We start from the raw sequence: 16008 nt of genomic DNA, 5'->3' as shown, positions 1-16008 counted from the left end.
ACGCTAGCCTGTGACACGGCCTGGCAGGTGGCTCCGTGCGTCGGGGTGGTCAGTCCAGGGCGGCCGGGTGCGTCTCCGGCTCCGTCTCGGCCTCCGCCTCGTCCACGTAGCCCATCGCGGTCCGGTACTGCTGTCGGGTGATACTGAACCGGTGGACGTCGTGGACCGTCTCACCGTCGGGGAGCCAGTTTCGCAACAGGCCATCGTACTGGCCGTCGAACGCGTCGGTCATGTGCTCGAAGATGTTGTAGGCGTGGTCGTTCCCGTCGATGGCGTCCGCGATCATCAGCTCGAACTCGAGGTCACAGAAGCCGAGGGCGTGAATCGCCTTCCCGTACTCTGGGTCCGCCCGCTCAGTCCTCGGTGTGGGCTTCCCGTTTGCCCGTGAGTTCGTACGGTTTCATCCGGAAGAACTCGAAGGTGAGTTCCTGTGGGTCGCGGTCGAACGTGTCGACCAGCGGGATGTGGATGCGGCGCATCCGGTCGAGGATCTGCGTCCCGACCGCCCCTTCGGTTATCGGGGAGAGCTGGCCGGCCGCAACGATGCTCTTCCAGCCGTCATCGGTGTGTTCGTGGGTGACGAAGGAGACGTGGCTGTCGCGCTCGAGCAGGTCGGCCTTCGTGCTGTCGGTGCCGAACGCGAGCCGGAAGTAGAAGGTCTCCTCCTCGGCGTCGAAGCCGTAGGAGATGGGGATGGAGTACGGGGCCTGTTCCTTCCCCGACGAGAGCGAGAGAACCCCTGTTCCACCCCGTCCGAGGAACTCGTTTCGCATCTCTTCGTCCATCTGTACGGAGCGGATGTCTTCCATGGGGAATGATAGCACGCCAGCGCAGAAAAGTGTTCGTCAGAATCTCGATACTCGAGTGCCCCCGGCGAGACCGTCCCAGCGTCAGTGCCCGTGCTCGTGTGGATTCAGGCTCGTCCCGTAGTACTCGGCGTGTTCAGTGTACTCGATGAACCGCGGAGCGGTCGGGTCGAAGGGGCGTTGCAGGGCCTCGAACGCCTGCTTCTTGTCCCATGACTGTAACTTTCCGATGGCGGAACGGTCCTCGAGGTCGTGGGACACCAGGTCGGGTTCGGTCAGTTCCCACGCCTTCAGTCCCTGCTCGGTCCGGACGATGACGCTGGAGAACTCGTCGCTCGACCCGACGGAGCCGACGGTGAGGTCGGCGCAGTAGCCGGTGAAGTCGGCGCACTCGCTACAGCCCTTGAGTGCGGCATCGTGGAAGTTCTTCACGTCCTCCTCGACGAGCAGGTCGCCGTCGTGGTCGTACGCCAGCAGCTTCCCGTGGAGCACGTCGAGTTTCCCGATGTCTGCAGGGCTGATGCCGCGTTTCTCCTCCAGCTGCTCGCCGATGAGGGAGTAGTAATTGAAATTCTTCGTGCACATCAGCGCGATGGTGTAGTCGATGGCGCGCACCCCGGCTTCCTGTGCGCCGTACTCCCACTCGAAGTCCTGCAGGGCGCGGATGCCCTCTATCTCGCAGGGCGTCCCGACCAGTGCGAGCGAGAGGGCTTCCGGGTCTTTGTCCGGAAGCTGGTCGGCCCACTGCTCGGGGTCCAGACTGCCGAGCGCCATCGTCTGGTTGTAGAAGCTCCCCGAATTCGCGACCAGGTCCTCGTGGCTGGTCGCGAGGAAGGGTTCGGCCTTCCACTCCTCGTCGTCGCTCTCGGTCGCGATGAGTGCGCCGTCTATCTCGCCCGCCGCGAGCAGGTGGCTCAGCACCGAGGTGACCACGCCGCCGTCCTGTGCGCCCTCGCGCCAGTCCTCGTCGACGCGGGCGGAGAACTCGGTGATGGGGTCGCCCGCACCCGTCACGTTGTCCTCGCCGCCGGTTATCGTCCACTGGCGCTCGTACCGCAGGCCGCCCCGGGGGCAGAAGTCCCAGCACAGCGAACAGCCGGTGCACATCTTCACGAGTTCGGGGAGGTCGTCGTCGCCGATGCCGATGGAGTCCGAGGGACAGGCCGCGACGCAGGTGCCACACTGGATGCACCGCCCCTCGTCGATGACGGCCTCGTCGAGTTCCATGAACCAGGTCTTCCCGTCCGGCGTCTCGATGTCGTTCATCTCGCTCCTGATGGCGGCGGGTGGCGTCTCCAGGCTCGCGCCGTCCGGCAACTGGACCCGGGTGGCGGGGTCGCCGTCGTCGACGTTCTGGCTGGTGTTCTCGGCAGGTCGGGTGAACGAGAGGTCGCCGAGGCTCCCGTCGGCATCGACGTTCACGGGGCGGCTGCCGCCGTCGGTGACGGGGGCAGCGTCGCCGCAGGTGCAGGTGGTGCCAGAGCAGCCGGCGTCACCCCCTGCCGAACTGGTCGAAACGGCCGGAACTGTCGGGTTCCCGGCGTCCCGGTCGGTCTCGGGGACGTGCGGGACGGGGGCTGGGTCGCCGTCTCGCTTGCCGCCCCCCGGTTCGGTCAACTCCGGGGCCACGTCGGCCGGAATCACGGACTCGTACTGCTCCGGGCCGTCGCCCCGCTCCTCGTCGTCAGTCGCCATGTGCGACACCTCCCGAGACGTCCGCGTCGGCCCGTTGCATGACCTGCCGAAGCCGGTCGTTGCCGACCCGCCGGCACCACTGGTAGAAGCGCTCGCCGGCCTCGCGGTCGGTCACGAACGACTGCAGGAGCTGTTCCAGTGCGGGAACCACCGCGTCCGCAGGCACCGCGGTCTCGACCCAGTCGAGGAACTCGTTGTCGCTGCCGAGACTCCCGCCGAGGCCGAAGTCGACGCCCTCGACGATGTCGTCACCCTCGCCGCCGCGGTCGATCTTGACGGTTTCGCCGCGGAAGCCGACGTCCGCAATCTGTGGCTGGGCACAGGAGGCGGAACAGCCGGACAGATGCAGCCTGACCACGTCCACGTCGTCCGGGACGGCGACCTGCTCGTCGAGTGCCTTCGCCCACCGGCGGATGCGGAGCTTGGTCTCGATGATGCCGTAGTTGCAGAACTCGCTGCCGGTGCAGCCGACCGCGCCGCGAGAGAACGGGCCGGGGTCGGGCTGGTAGTCCGCCGCAAACGGTTCGGCGAGCAGGTCGTCGACCCTGTCTTCGGGGATGTGACTCACGAGGAAGTTCTGGTCGGTGGCGAGTCTGACGGTCGCGTCCTCGGTGCCGTACGCCTGGGCGGCGCGGGCGGCCGCGGCGAACTCCTCGCCGCCGATACGGCCCGCGATGACGTTGAACCCGACGTACCTGAGCGAGTCATCTTTCTGCGTGTGGACGCCGACGTGGTCGCCGCGGTAGCCCTCGGTCAGGTCGGTGCCCCTGCCGGGGAGGTCGACCGTGCAGCGGTCCCGGACCGCCTGCTCGAACGTCTCGGGACCGAGTTGCTGGACGAGGTAGCGCATCCGGCAGACACCGCGGTTGTGACGGTCGCCTAACTCCTTGAACGTCTGGGCGACGGCGCGACAGAACTCGACTACGTCCTCGGGTCGGACGAACACGTCGAGGTCCGAGGCCATCCGCGGGCCGTCGGAGAGACCGCCGCCGACCCGGACGTGAAAGCCGTAGAAGTCCTCACCGTCCACGACAGTGCGAGCCGGAACGAGCCCGAGGTCGTTTATCTGGGACTGTGCGCAGTCGTGCCGGCAGCCCGTGATGGTGAGCTTGAACTTCCGGGGCAGGTTGGCGTACTCGCGGTTCCCGGTGAAGAAGTCAGAGACTGCGTCGACCACCGGCTGGGCGTCGAAGCACTCGTGGTGGTCCAGTCCGGCCGCCGGGCAGCCCAGCACGTTCCGGGCGGAGTCGCCACAGCCCTGGACCGTCGTCAGGCCGACCTCGTCGTAGCGGTCCCATATCTCGGGGAGGTCCTCGATGCGGATCCAGTGCATCTGCACGTCCTGTCTGGTCGTGATATCGAGGTAGGCGTCGCCCCACACGGGGTTCTGGTCGCTCCCACCGTGTTCGGGGGGTGCGGTCGCGTACTCGGTGGCGACCTCGCCGATGACCCTGGCCTGTTCGGGTGTGAGTCGGCCGCCGGGGACCTTCGTCCGCAGCATGAAGTAGCCGCGATGGTTGCCGTGGGCGTACAGCCCGGCCCACTTCAGCCGTTCCCACTCGCCGTCGCCGGCCCGTTCCTCGATCTCCGCGAACGAGAGACCTTCGGCGGCGTACTCCCGCACGTCGTCGAGCACGTCGAGCGGGTGCTTCTCCTGTTTCCAGCGTTCGACCGTGTTCATGAGTAGAGTTGCGCGTTGCTGCGCTAGGTAATCACATACACGCGGGTTGCGGGGTTGTACCTCCCCGTCCCGGCCATACCTGTCGCGTCACCGAGATGGCGTCCGGTGTTGCCGCTTTCTGTGTCAGTTGCGACTGGTCGGCGCGAACACTGGTGATCGGCTCCTCGAACGACGGGCCGGTTCCATCGTCGAATGGTTCGATGATGGTGCTTCCGACGCCGTGTTACCGGGACATGCCGGGCCGGTCGGCGAGGACGTTGTACACCCACGCGAAGGCGTAGGTGAACACGAAGGCGATGATGGCCGCCTCGATTATGCCACCCAGGGTGCCGACCACCGTCGGTTCGAAGAACATGTGCCAGGTGACCATCATCTCCACCGCACCCTCGTAGACGCCGACGGTCCCGGCGATGCCGAGGAGCAGCATCACGAGTGCCGAGATGGCAGCCGCTGCCGCCCCGAACGCGGTCGGGTTGAGGTGCGGGAACAGTCCGGCCTCGGTCGTGGTCTCGTGCTCTACCTGCGGAGCTGTCGTCGTGCTCATGGCTAGCAGTAGGCGTGAGTAGCTTTTCTCGATTTCACTTTCGAATCAAAAGTCCGGTGGGCGACGAAAACCCCGGGAGCACCGTGAAACCGCTGTTCGGCGTCGTGCTGTTCAGACCGGGTCGGTCGGCAGGTCGTACGGCTCGGGCTGGCTCCCGTCGGTGTCCGTGAAGTCGTACTCGCGGGCGAGGTCGCCCACCTTGAAGATGCCGCCAGTCTTCGAGAACACGTCCTCGTCGGCCGCCAGCGCGGCCACGGCCCGGCCGACGAACTCGGGCGAGTGGGTGTCGTCGGGCAGCTCCTCGCCGACCGAGTCGAACGACGAGACGACGCGTTCGGTCCGGGTGAAGCCGGGGTAGACCACGAGCGAGGTCACCCCGTCGGGTTCGAGTTCGTACGCCATCCCCTGGTGCAGGCGGTCGACCGCGGTCTTGGCCACGTCGTAGGGGACGCTGCCGCGGAACTTCTCGCCGTCACCCGCCGAGATACCGACGATGAGACCGTCTTGCTGGGCACGCATCAGCGGGGCGGCGAGCTGGCTGGTCGTGAAGTGTGCCCGGACGCCGGCGTCGAACATGCGGTCCCAGCGGTCGATGGGTTGCTTCCAGAACGGGTAGCCGAACGTCTCGTCGTGACCCTCGTAGCCGCCCCAGACGTTGTTCACGAGCAGGTCGAGGCGGCCGTGGTCGCCCTCGATGCGGTCGAACAGCTTCTCGACCGCCGAATCGTCCGTGTGGTCGCACTCGACGGCGATGCCCTCGCCACCGGCCTCGGTGACGAGTGTGGCTGTCTCCGTCACCGTCCCGGGCATTTCCTCCGTCGTGTCGTCCGCGACGCTTCGCCCGGTGACGTACACCGTCGCGCCGGCCGCCCCGAGTTCCTCGGCGATGCCTCGACCGACGCCGCGACTCGCCCCGGTCACGAGTGCGACGGTATCCGAGAGGTCTCTCATGGGGTGTATAGGGCGTCTGCGGTAATGTAACTCGCGTAGGAACAGGCCTCACTCGACGACGTAGCCGGCCGTTCGCTCGGCCGACCCGGCCAGCAGGTGGGTGTCGGCCGAGTCGACCCACTCGACGCGTTCGGGGAAGTCGATGGCGGCGACGACGTCCCCGGTCGCGACTCTGACACCGGTGATGGTCGATTCGCCGGCTGCCCACGCGGTCCCGGTCGCCGACTGGACCGTGACGAGGGCCGGTCCGAGGGGCGTGTCCTGTTCGGCACCGGCCGACTGCTGCCACTGAATCGACCCTGTCGCGAGGTCGAGCGCGGACAGGGTCGACTCCCCGCCGACGAGGAGGGTGTCCCCGACGAGGGTGGCGCTCCGGGCGAGTCCGCCCAGGTCCGCGGACCAGCGGGTGTCACTGGTCTCCAGGTCGATGGCGTGCACGCCGCCGTCACCTGGCACGTACAGGGTCCCGTCGCGTGCGACAGGCGGCCCGCTCACCCCCCTGCTCTCGTCAGCCCACACCGTGGTGAACTCCGGGAGCGAGAACGCCCCGAGGTAGTGGTCGAATCCCGCGTAGAGCGTCCCGTCGACGGCGGTCGCCCCGACGAACCGGTCGCCGACGGGCTGGCCGGACCAGACGAGGTCGAGCGTCTCGGCGTCGAAGGCCAACAGCGTGTCGTCCTCGATGCGCCTGTCCGTCCCGACGACCACCAGTCCGTCGACGAGGCTGGGGACACCGCTGAACGACGAGTCGTGCTCGATGCTCGCCCGCCCCCCGATCGTGCCACTGCCCCGCCGATACTTCGTGAGGACGTTCGTGCTGGTCGACCGGTCGTGGCCGGCGACGTAGACGAACTCGTCGGTCAGCAGCGGGAGCAGGTCGTCGGTGAACTCGACCGGAGACGTCTGTCGCCACCGTCGCTCGCCGTCGGCGACCGCGCGGAGCTGGATATCGTCGCTGCCAGCGGTGACGAGGGTTTCTCCGTCGGCGACCCCGACGGTCCCTTGCACGTCGTGCTCCCACACCGGTCGTGGCTCGACCGGGCCCGTGTCCGTCGTCGTCGCGGTGGTCCCTGTGGTGGCTTCGTCAGCGTTCGAGGAGTCCGCGTTGGCTTCGCCGCCAGTGCCGTCCCCGGTCGCGACAGCCGCTTCGTCGGCACCTTCCAGGCGGAGACACCCGGTAGTGACGACCGATGCGAGCCCGCAGACGACCGTCCGTCGACGCATCATTCTTCCTATTTTCTCTGGTGATTACACATGATTGTATCGTCTTCTGCACCGGAAGAACGAGGTCGCGGGTCGGTCGAAGGGGACGCCGAACCCAGCGGTCAGGAGCGCTCGGCGTCGCGACAGAGGGTGGGCACGAACAGCCCGGCCCCGGGTGCGACGGCCGACAGGACGAGTGTCGCGACCGCCGTGGCGAGCATCGGCCGCGGCACCGTCACGCGCTGCGTGCGCATCGGCTCACCTGGCGGTGGCCACATCGGACTCCCGGGCGTCGGTCTCGCGCTCGACGAACTCGGCGAACCCGACGGCGAACTCGTCCACTGCGTCCCAGTCGGTGTACTCGTAGTCGCGGGACGTGTCCGTGTCGCCGGTCGCCTCGCTGGCGATCTTCTGCATCATGACGCGCTTGAGCAGCCCGTACTCGGAGTAGCGGATGGCCCCCGCGAAGCTGGCCGCGCGGTCGGGGTGCCAGCTCGTCTTCTCGACGAACTCCTCGACGTAGCGGGCGGCCTCCAGCTGTCTGGCCTCGTCCTCGACCGCGCTCGACAGGCACACCTGGAAGAACCCGGACGGGCGCGACGCGAGTTCGCGCCGGTTCTCCCGGACGAACGCGGCGACGTGCTTCTGGTGGGCCCCCATGTGGATGGACGCGCCGACGAGAACGGCGTCGAAGGCCGCAACGTCGAGTGTCGGCGGCAACTCGGTCAGGTCGACCGTGGTGACCTCGTGGCCGCGTGCCGCGAGGTCCGCCTCGATGGCGGCGACTACCTTCGCTGTCTGTCCTTCACCAGTCCCGTAGCACACGAGGAAATCGGCCATGTGTCTGTCACCAGGTAGAGATTCGACGTGTCGGACCGAATAGTCGTCTCAGATTCTCTCGCGGTGAGAACGACCCGCGGTCCGGTTGGGGGTGCGCGCTTTCCGTGACCATGCCCTATACCAGGGTATGGCGAAGGCGTACGAGTCCGAGCGCGAGGAGACCGCACGACTGGTCGCCCTGAGCGACGGCGTCATCGCCATCGCCATCACCCTGCTGGTGCTGGACCTCACCGTCCCGACCATCACCGGGACCGCCACGGACCGTGCCCTCGCCGAACTGGTGTTCGAGCAGTGGCACGAACTGTTCGGGTACGTCCTCAGCTTCCTCGTCATCGGCCTCTACTGGGTGCTCCACCGGCGGGTGTTCATCTACGTCACTGGCCACGACCGCCGGGTGCTGTGGCTCAACCTCGGCTTCCTGCTGCTGGTGGCCTTCCTGCCCTACGCCACCAGCCTCTTCTCGACGTACCCCACCACCCGGTTCGGCGTCGTCTTCTACTCGGTCGTCCAGGCCATGACGGGCCTCAGCCTCGCGCTCCTGTGGGTCCACGCGGCGCGCAGGCATCTCATCGCGGAAGGGCTCACCTCGCCCACCGTCCTGCTCCAGGCGGCCCGGTTCCTGGCGACGCCGACGGTGTTCCTGTTCGCTGCGCTTCTCGCGTTCGTGAATCCCACGTTCGGCATCCTCTCGTGGTTGCTCGTCGTGCCGGTCAACGGGTTCTTCGAGCTCCGGCTCGGCCGGGCGACCGCCTGACCGAGGGGTCCCCAGTCACTAAACCTCGTGACACACCATCCGCCTCCAGTTCCCCGTGACGGCCCGGCCGCCGGTCGCTGCGACCCAGTCCGTGCCCTCTTCCAGCGTGGCACGCCCGACGACGGTCCCGTCGGCGATGTCGACGCCGGTGAGTGTGTTCCTGCCGACGCCCCACGCGAGACCCTCGGCCGGTTCGACCGCGAACTGCGCGGGTCTGAGGTCCCCGCCCTCGTCGCCGACCGACGCCTGCCAACGGAACGCCCCCGTCTCGCGGTCGAGCGCGGTGATGTACCGTGACTCGGCGGCGAGGACCGTGTCGGCGACGACCGCGACCGTCTGGGGGTGGTCGAGACTCGCGGACTGCCACTTCGTCTCCCTGTTCTCGGGGTCGAGACAGTGCACCCCGTTCCTGTTCGAGAGGTAGAGGAGGCCGTCGTGGGCCACCGGGGGTGCGAACCCACTCAGTCCATCGTCCTCCCACAGCAGGGTGAAGTCGGGGAGCGAGAAGAACGCGGTGTAGTTCAGGAACCGGGTGAACACCGCCCCGTCGACGGTCGCCGCCCCGACGAACCTCTCGGTGGTCGGCTGGCCAGACCACGTCACCTCGAGCGTCTCCGCGTCCAGGGTGTACAGCGTGTCGTTGTCGTTGAACGTCTCGATGCCGAGGAGCAGTTCGTCACCGACGAGGCAGGGACTGCCGACGAACGGGGAGCTGCGTTCGATGGTGTTCTGGGCGACGACCTCGCCGGCGTCGAGGTCCAGTTTCAGGACGAGGTTCCCGGATTCGTCGGCGGTCCGGCCGGCGACGTACGCGTACCGGTCGGTCAGCAGCGGGAAGAATCTGAGTGCGTAGCGCTCTGGGGCATCTCGACTGCTGTCGATGACGCCGGAGGACATCGAAACCGCGGCGAGCCCGTCCGACCCGCCGACGACGAGTTCTCCGGCCCTGGCAGCCCCGAGGTCCGCCCGGAACTCCTGTTCCCAGACCGGGTCGAGGGACGGGGCGGTGTCGGTCTCGGTCGTCGTTTCGGGGTCGGTCTCCGTGGCTTCGGTGGTCGTGGCCTCTGTCTCGGTCGCGGTTGCACTGGCCGCCTTCGTCGCCTGCCGCGTGGTCCGGCCGGTGCCCGTCGCGCCTCCCCCCGGTTCGCCCGTCGCGTCCGACTCTTCGAGTCTGAGACACCCCGACCCGAGTGCCAACCCCGAGGCGGCCAGGAGCCGACGACGGCTCATCCTCCGTTCACCCATGCGTATAGTTTAATCACATTTCGAACCTTCAATAAAGGTGTTTCGAGCGTGTTCCTCGCACGGGCCTCAGCGCGCCGGGGGTCGGGTCGGGCCGCCTCCGCAACCACTAAACGCGGCTCACACCAACCACCGTGCAATGGCTGACTGGACCGAAAAGTACCGCCCGAAAACCCTGTCGGAGGTCCGGGGGAACGACAAGGCCCGCAAGCAGTTCAAGCAGTGGGCCGACACGTGGGACGACCACCGGCAGGCCGCCATCATCCACGGTTCGCCGGGGGTCGGCAAGACCTCTGCGGCGCACGCGCTGGCCAACGACATGGGCTGGCCGGTGATGGAGCTGAACGCGAGCGACTCGCGGACTGCCGACGACATCAAGCGCTTCGCCGGGCGCGCCTCGCAGAACCAGACGCTCGGCGGCGGCAGCGGCGGCCGCCAGCTGCTCATCGTGGACGAGGCCGACAACTTCCACGGGAACAGCGACTACGGCGGCTCGCGCGAGGTGACCCGCATCGTCAAGGAGGCGAACCAGCCCATCGTGCTCATCGCGAACGAGTTCTACGACATGAGCAACAGCCTCCGGAACGCCTGCAAGGACATCCAGTTCCGGGACGTGTCGAAGCGCTCCATCGTGCCCGTCCTCCGAGACCTCTGCCGGAAGGAGGGCATCGAGTACGAACAGGACGCCCTGGAGAAGATCGCAGAGAGCACGAGCGGCGACCTGCGCTCGGCCGTCAACGACCTGCAGGCGCTCGCCGAACAGGGAGAGCGCCTCGCCGTCGAGGACGTGGTGATGGGCGAGCGGGACAAGACGGAGGGCATCTTCGACTTCCTCGACGACGTCATCAAGCACAAGGGCGCACAGGAGGCGCTGTATGCGGCCTACGACGTGGACGAGACGCCCGACGACCTGCTGAACTGGGTCGAGGACAACATGCCGAAGGACTACCGGGGCGACGAACTCGCCGACGCCTACGGCTACATCGCGCGGGGCGACACCTGGCTCGGGCGGGTGCGCTCGACGCAGGACTACTCGTTCTGGCGCTACGTCACCGACAACGTCGCTGCCGGGGTCGCGGCGGCCCGCCAGCACGACCACGGCGGCTGGACCCGGTACGGCCCGCCGAGCTACTGGTCGAAGCTCGGGCGGTCGAAGGGCACCCGGAAGAAGCGCGACGCCATCGCCCGCAAGATCGCCGAGAAGGGCGGCTTCAGCATCGCGACGGCCCGCCGGGACGTGATGCCGTTCCTGGCGACGATGACCCACCACTGCAAGCCCCGCGACCTGACCGTCCAGATGGCCGCGGTCTACGAGTTCGACGCGGCCGAGGTGTCGTTCATCACGGGGAGCGGTGAGAGTACCAACAAGGTCCAGGACATCGTCGCGGACGCCGAGGAGTTGCGCGAGACCGAGGCCGTCGAACACTCCGGTGGCGCGTTCGAGGGCTTCGCGAGCGATTCGACGCGGGGCGGGGCGGCCGAGGAATCGGCAGCCGACGGGGCCAAGAGCGAGGAGTCCGGCTCGGGTGACGACCAGCAGACTCTCGGCGGCGAGGACAACACTGACACGACCGAGCAAGCCGAGGAATCGGCAGCCGAGGAGGCCGAGACCGACGACGGCCAGTCCGGACTCGACGACTGGATGTGAATTTCCCTCAAGGTTAAACTTCTTACCTGTTTGGCTGTGAAAAAATATCGGAAGGCTCAAGTTTCACGACTCCTGTTTTTCGTGTAGTTTTCCGATGAAACGCCCGCTTCTCGCACTGACGTTGGCCCTCATGCTCCTCGTGGCTGGCTGCAACACCGCCACACAGGACACCTCGACGACCGTCGAAGGGACCGAGGCAGCGACGTCCACCGCTACAACCGTACAGCCGACGACCACGGCGACACAGACGCCAACCGCGACGCAGACGACCACACCCGAACCGGCCGCGGAGGACTGTGAGTTCTCTGGGCAAGGCGACGACGATATCGTCCAGGAGAGCGGCGTCTGCCTCGGCTTCGACGCCGACCAGGTGTACCGCAACATCCTGGAGATGACCGGCTCGAACGTCACGCAGGGGCCCTCCATCCAGTCGAAGAGCCCCGAGCAGACCACGCCGTACACCTTCGACCAGTTCGGCTTCAGCAACCAGTCGTTCCAGGCCGTCATGGGCATCGCCCCCGAGGGCACGCCCAGCGTGTACGTCGCGGGCTACGCTCAGCCGCAGATGAACCCCGACGGTGGCGTCGAGGTCAACGTCGTCATGCGCTACATCGCGAAGCAGGACGGCTCGCCCGCCCCGGGTCGCACGCAGAACGCCTCCGAGGCCGAGGTCACGGCCGCCCACGAGTTCCTGCACGCCGTGCAGTTCTACCAGGGCAGTCAGGACCGCCTCGCCTCGAACCTCCGCAGTGACGGCGTGAACCTCGCGAACGTCGAGACCTCCCTCATCGAGGGCAGCGCGGTCTACTTCGAGAGCGAGTACCAGGAGCAGTACATGGGCAAGGAGGCCGCCTCCCGCTCGGTCGAGCAGTGGGCGAACTCCTCTGCGTTCTCGATGTACACGCTCGGCCCGTACGTGATGGGCGAGCGCTACACCAAGTTCCGCGTCAACTCCACCGCCGAGTTCGAGAAGCTCTACGACAACCCCGCGGTCACGATGGAGCAGATAATGCACAACAAGATGCCCGACGAGGACCTCCCGAAGGAGCTCACCGTCGAGCAGGGGTCGGACTCCGTCTGGAACCAGTACTCCAAGTCCACCAAGGGCGAGCTGTTCCTGCGCTCGTCGCTCCGCGCCGAGGTCTCCGGTGAGCTCGCCGCCGCCGGGGCCGAGGGCTGGGGCGCGGACCGCGTGATGCAGTTCCAGAACACCAGCTACGCCGAGAGCTACAAGTACGGCTACGGCTGGACGGTCCGCTTCGACAACGCCTCCGAGAAGGACGAGTTCGTCGACGTCTACCAGCAGTGGCTGGACAACCGAGGCACCGAGCAAAACGGCGTCTACGCCATGGACGAAGCGCACAACTACCGCATGGTCGATATCGACTCCGAGACGGTCGTCATCCTGGCCGGCCACGAGAACTTCGTGACCCAGGCCACCGCGACGGGGAACAACACCCACGTCACCATCACGATGACCGACTCGAAGCAGGTCGGTAGCGTGCAGGCGGACGATGACGGCGAGGACAACCGCGTCGTCGTCGACCAGCAGGCCGCGACCCGGGTCGTCGCGTAAGGCGGCCGTCACGATCTTCTTCGATTCTTCTCGCCGTACTCGCAATCTGGACCACGAGAATCGCGTCAGTCGATGAGTCGGCGGCTCACAGCAGGCCGACTTTCTCGCCGGCGACGCGGAACGCCTCGATGCAGTCCTCGATGTCGGTCTTCGAGTGGGTCGCCATCGGAACGACGCGGAGGCGACTCGTTCCCTCGGGGACGGTCGGTGGCCGGATGGCCGGTGCGACCACGCCAGCCTCGCGGACCGCCTCGGCCAGTTCGAGGGCGTCTTTCCGGTCGCCGACGACGACGGGGAGTATCTGCGAATCGCCCCACACCTGGTAGCCGAGGTCCTCCAGCCCGGTCCGGAGGTGGGTGGCGTTGCTCCAGAGCCGGTCGCGGCACTCCCCGTGCCGGGTGATGTGCAGCGCCTCGCTGGCGGCGGCTGCGGCCGGCGGGGCCAGTCCGGTCGAGAACACGAACGACCGGGCGGTGTTCACGAGGTACTCCACGAGCGTCTCGCTCCCGGCGACGTAGCCACCCTGGCTCGCGAGCGCCTTCGAGAGCGTCCCCATCTGGACGTGGACGCGGTCTTCGAGCCCGTCGCGCTGGACGATGCCGCCGCCGTGGTCGTACAGCCCGGTCGCGTGCGCCTCGTCGGCCATCACCCACGCATCGAACTCCTCGGCGGCGTCGCAGATGTCCGCGAGGGGGGCGACCGTCCCGTCCATACTGAACACGGAGTCTGTGAGGACGAGCCAGGACTCGTCGCCCGGTCTGGTCTCGGCGCGGTGGGTCAACTCCTCGTGAAGCGAATCGGCATCACAGTGGTCGTACACGACGACGTCAGCTCCGGCGAGCCGACAGCCGTCGATGATGCTGGCGTGGTTCAGTTCGTCGGAGAACACCACGTCGGGTGAGAGGGCGGCGATGGTGCCCACGTTGGCGGCGTAGCCCGAAGAGAAGGCGAGCGCGCGCTCGGTTCCCTTGACCTCCGAGAGCTGCATCTCCAGGTCGCGGTGGACCAGCGTATCGCCGGTCACGAGCCGGCTCGCACCGGCACCGGTCCCGACCACGTCGGCGGCGTCGGCGGCGGCCTGCTGGACGCGGTCGTGCTGGGTCAGGCCGAGGTAGTTGTTCGACGCGAACACGAGGTGCTGTGTCCCGTTGAGAACGGGGAGGTCAGCGCCGGGGTCGGGGGCGAAGTAGCTCCGTTCTGCGACCCTGTCCACCGGTTCGAGGTCGCGGTAGAGCGCGGCGTCTCGACGGTCGGCGACCCGTCCTGCCAGGTCGAACCCGCGGTTGCTCATCTGGTTCACTGTTTGCACATCGCATCTTGAACGGTTCGGAATCCCGATACAGGTGGTCGCGAGGGTGAGTATTCACGGTACTGAGGAGTGAACCGACCGTATTCGGTGCTCTCAGAACCCGGGTATGACCCCTGCGAACCGCGACGCGTCGTCGTGAGCGGTGTGGCTGTCGTCTCGGTCGAGTGTCTCACTCGCGAGCACGCGTTCGCCCGGGTCGTGGGCCATGCTGTTTCGTGACCCAGAGTATCGCATTCGGTTGGCGAATCGATTCTCAGTGAGTGGGTGGTGGTGTGGCTATCGGTCATCAGGTGTAGTTGTGACGTGAAGAAGACGAGTGAGGGCCGCTACAGCGATTTTTTGGGTTTTCTAATAGTGGCTATTATTTCGATGTTCGACAGTAATTTAGCGACTGAAGTAGCAAATATTAAGTCATGCTGGCCCTCGGTTGATGACATGGTGGACCACACCAGACGTGACGTTCTCAAGCTCAGTGGGGGACTACTCGGTGGCATCGCGGTCGGCTCGACCGTAACTGCAGCCGAATCGACAGACCGATTCATCGCCAAAGCGAACCCCGAAGACCTCGGCAGCGACCTCTCGGTCGTCCACGCCATGGATCCCATCGACTTCACGGTCGTCGAAGGGCCGGAGTCCGCGCTCGAATCGGCCGGCTTCGACTACGCGCCCGACGTCGAGATCCAGCTCGACGAACCGACGAAGAAGCAGGACGTCGGTGCCGAACTCGAAGACGAACCGCTCTACGACTTCCAGTGGGGCAAAGAGGCACAGAACGTGCCCGAGGCCCACGAGGTCACCCGCGGTGAGGGTACCCGCGTCGCCGTCATCGACACAGGCGTCGCCGCCGGCCACCCGGACCTCGCACACGCCGTGAACACGGACCTCTCGCAGGACTTCACCGGCGACGGCTACGGTGCTGCAAAGCCCGCTGGCGGCTACCACGGCACCCACGTCGCAGGTATCATCGCATCGAACGACCAGAACGAGGCAGGCGTCGCGGGCACGGCCCCGGCGACCGAGATCGTGGACTGCCGTGTCTTCTCGCCCAGCGCACTGGCGAGCTTCGCCGACATCCTCGCGGCCGCCGTCTACTCCGCGGCCATCGGCTGTGACGTCGCCAACATGAGCATCGGCGCGTACCCGATCTCCCGCAAGGAACTCGGTTCGTTCTACGGCAAGGTCGTCAACAGCGTGATGGCGTACGGCCGCCGCCAGGGCACCCTCTACGTCATCTCCGCCGGCAACGACGCCGCGGACCTCCAGCACGACGGTGGCATCATCTCGCTGCCGAACGAGGCCTCCAACGTGATGAGCATCTCGGCGACCGGTCCGGTCGGCTTCGGCTGGGGCGACGCCGGGATGGAACAGCCGCCCGAGACGCCCTCGGTCTACACGAACTACGGCACCAACGCCATCGACGTCTCCGCGCCCGGTGGCAACTACGACCCCGAGGCGTACGCCAACGACGTCCCCGGCTGGTACTACGACATGATCCTCAACACGGTCTCGCTGCCGGTCTTCGGTGACGACGGCTCCTACCTCGGTGCCCAGCACACCTACAGCTGGGTCGCTGGCACCTCGATGGCCGCCCCCAACGTCGCGGGCGCAGCCGCACTCGTCGCCAGCCAGATGAGTAGCTCCAACGCCAACAAGGTCCGCAACGTGCTCCGGCGCACCGCGCGTGACGTTGGCGACAAGCCGTACCACGGCGCTGGCTTCGTCGACGTCGAGGCCGCCGTCAAGGACTGAACCCAGTCGA

General features: G+C 66.9%; 15 protein-coding genes. 4 read left to right on the top strand and 11 right to left on the bottom strand.

The window, feature by feature from the left end; genetic code table 11:
- Positions 1-49 precede the first annotated feature (49 nt).
- From ACSC1S_RS12155 to ACSC1S_RS12115, 9 genes are all read right to left on the bottom strand, one after another.
- Positions 50-286 (bottom strand): hypothetical protein, encoded by a 237-nt coding sequence (locus ACSC1S_RS12155; RefSeq protein WP_435364507.1) that lies wholly within the window; start codon positions 284-286, stop codon positions 50-52.
- Positions 287-353: 67 nt separating this feature from the next.
- Positions 354-809, bottom strand: a complete 456-nt coding sequence (locus ACSC1S_RS12150) for a pyridoxamine 5'-phosphate oxidase family protein (RefSeq protein ID WP_435364506.1) — start codon at positions 807-809, stop codon at positions 354-356.
- A gap of 81 nt (positions 810-890) precedes the next feature.
- On the bottom strand, positions 891-2501 hold the full coding sequence (locus ACSC1S_RS12145; RefSeq protein WP_435364505.1) for a Coenzyme F420 hydrogenase/dehydrogenase, beta subunit C-terminal domain: 1611 nt from the start codon (positions 2499-2501) through the stop codon (positions 891-893).
- Positions 2491-4182 (bottom strand): nitrite/sulfite reductase, encoded by a 1692-nt coding sequence (locus tag ACSC1S_RS12140; protein WP_435364504.1) that lies wholly within the window; start codon positions 4180-4182, stop codon positions 2491-2493. The genes ACSC1S_RS12145 and ACSC1S_RS12140 overlap by 11 nt, the downstream gene beginning before the upstream one ends.
- Positions 4183-4405: 223 nt before the next feature.
- A complete protein-coding gene (locus ACSC1S_RS12135) occupies positions 4406-4726 on the bottom strand; it encodes a hypothetical protein (RefSeq protein WP_435319147.1) in 321 nt (106 codons plus the stop codon).
- Between the two features lie 111 nt (positions 4727-4837).
- Complete coding sequence (locus ACSC1S_RS12130; RefSeq protein WP_435364503.1) at positions 4838-5677, bottom strand: SDR family NAD(P)-dependent oxidoreductase; 840 nt, start codon at positions 5675-5677, stop codon at positions 4838-4840.
- Between the two features lie 48 nt (positions 5678-5725).
- Complete coding sequence (locus ACSC1S_RS12125; RefSeq protein WP_435364502.1) at positions 5726-6904, bottom strand: outer membrane protein assembly factor BamB family protein; 1179 nt, start codon at positions 6902-6904, stop codon at positions 5726-5728.
- Positions 6905-7002: 98 nt separating this feature from the next.
- Positions 7003-7134, bottom strand: a complete 132-nt coding sequence (locus ACSC1S_RS12120) for a hypothetical protein (RefSeq protein WP_435364501.1) — start codon at positions 7132-7134, stop codon at positions 7003-7005.
- Positions 7135-7138: 4 nt separating this feature from the next.
- On the bottom strand, positions 7139-7720 hold the full coding sequence (locus ACSC1S_RS12115) for a flavodoxin domain-containing protein (RefSeq protein WP_435364500.1): 582 nt from the start codon (positions 7718-7720) through the stop codon (positions 7139-7141).
- 127 nt (positions 7721-7847) lie between these two features.
- On the opposite strand from ACSC1S_RS12115, the gene ACSC1S_RS12110 reads away from it, so the two are divergent.
- Positions 7848-8474 (top strand): TMEM175 family protein, encoded by a 627-nt coding sequence (locus ACSC1S_RS12110; RefSeq protein ID WP_435364499.1) that lies wholly within the window; start codon positions 7848-7850, stop codon positions 8472-8474.
- An 18-nt stretch (positions 8475-8492) separates the two neighbouring features.
- Here the strand turns inward: ACSC1S_RS12110 and ACSC1S_RS12105 are convergent, their stop codons facing one another.
- On the bottom strand, positions 8493-9704 hold the full coding sequence (locus ACSC1S_RS12105; RefSeq protein ID WP_435364498.1) for a PQQ-binding-like beta-propeller repeat protein: 1212 nt from the start codon (positions 9702-9704) through the stop codon (positions 8493-8495).
- A gap of 151 nt (positions 9705-9855) precedes the next feature.
- Here ACSC1S_RS12105 and ACSC1S_RS12100 point away from each other — a divergent pair, with 151 nt between their 5' ends.
- Both ACSC1S_RS12100 and ACSC1S_RS12095 read left to right on the top strand, forming a co-directional pair.
- On the top strand, positions 9856-11364 hold the full coding sequence (locus ACSC1S_RS12100) for a replication factor C large subunit (RefSeq protein ID WP_435364497.1): 1509 nt from the start codon (positions 9856-9858) through the stop codon (positions 11362-11364).
- 94 nt (positions 11365-11458) lie between these two features.
- On the top strand, positions 11459-12940 hold the full coding sequence (locus ACSC1S_RS12095; RefSeq protein WP_435364496.1) for a hypothetical protein: 1482 nt from the start codon (positions 11459-11461) through the stop codon (positions 12938-12940).
- Between the two features lie 85 nt (positions 12941-13025).
- On the opposite strand, the gene ACSC1S_RS12090 is transcribed toward ACSC1S_RS12095, so the two are convergent.
- On the bottom strand, positions 13026-14231 hold the full coding sequence (locus ACSC1S_RS12090; RefSeq protein ID WP_435364495.1) for an aminotransferase class I/II-fold pyridoxal phosphate-dependent enzyme: 1206 nt from the start codon (positions 14229-14231) through the stop codon (positions 13026-13028).
- Positions 14232-14684: 453 nt separating this feature from the next.
- Here ACSC1S_RS12090 and ACSC1S_RS12085 point away from each other — a divergent pair, with 453 nt between their 5' ends.
- Positions 14685-15998 carry a S8 family serine peptidase gene (locus tag ACSC1S_RS12085; RefSeq protein WP_435364494.1) on the top strand — a complete coding sequence of 438 codons (1314 nt, stop codon included), beginning with the start codon at positions 14685-14687 and terminating at the stop codon, positions 15996-15998.
- The last annotated feature ends 10 nt before the right edge of the window (positions 15999-16008 follow it).

Origin of the sequence: Haloarchaeobius pelagicus (genome assembly GCF_051207375.1) — an archaeon.
Lineage (GTDB): Archaea > Halobacteriota > Halobacteria > Halobacteriales > Natrialbaceae > Haloarchaeobius.
The sequence above is the reverse complement of the archived record's forward strand: the minus strand, read 5'-3'. Positions and strand labels throughout refer to the sequence as shown.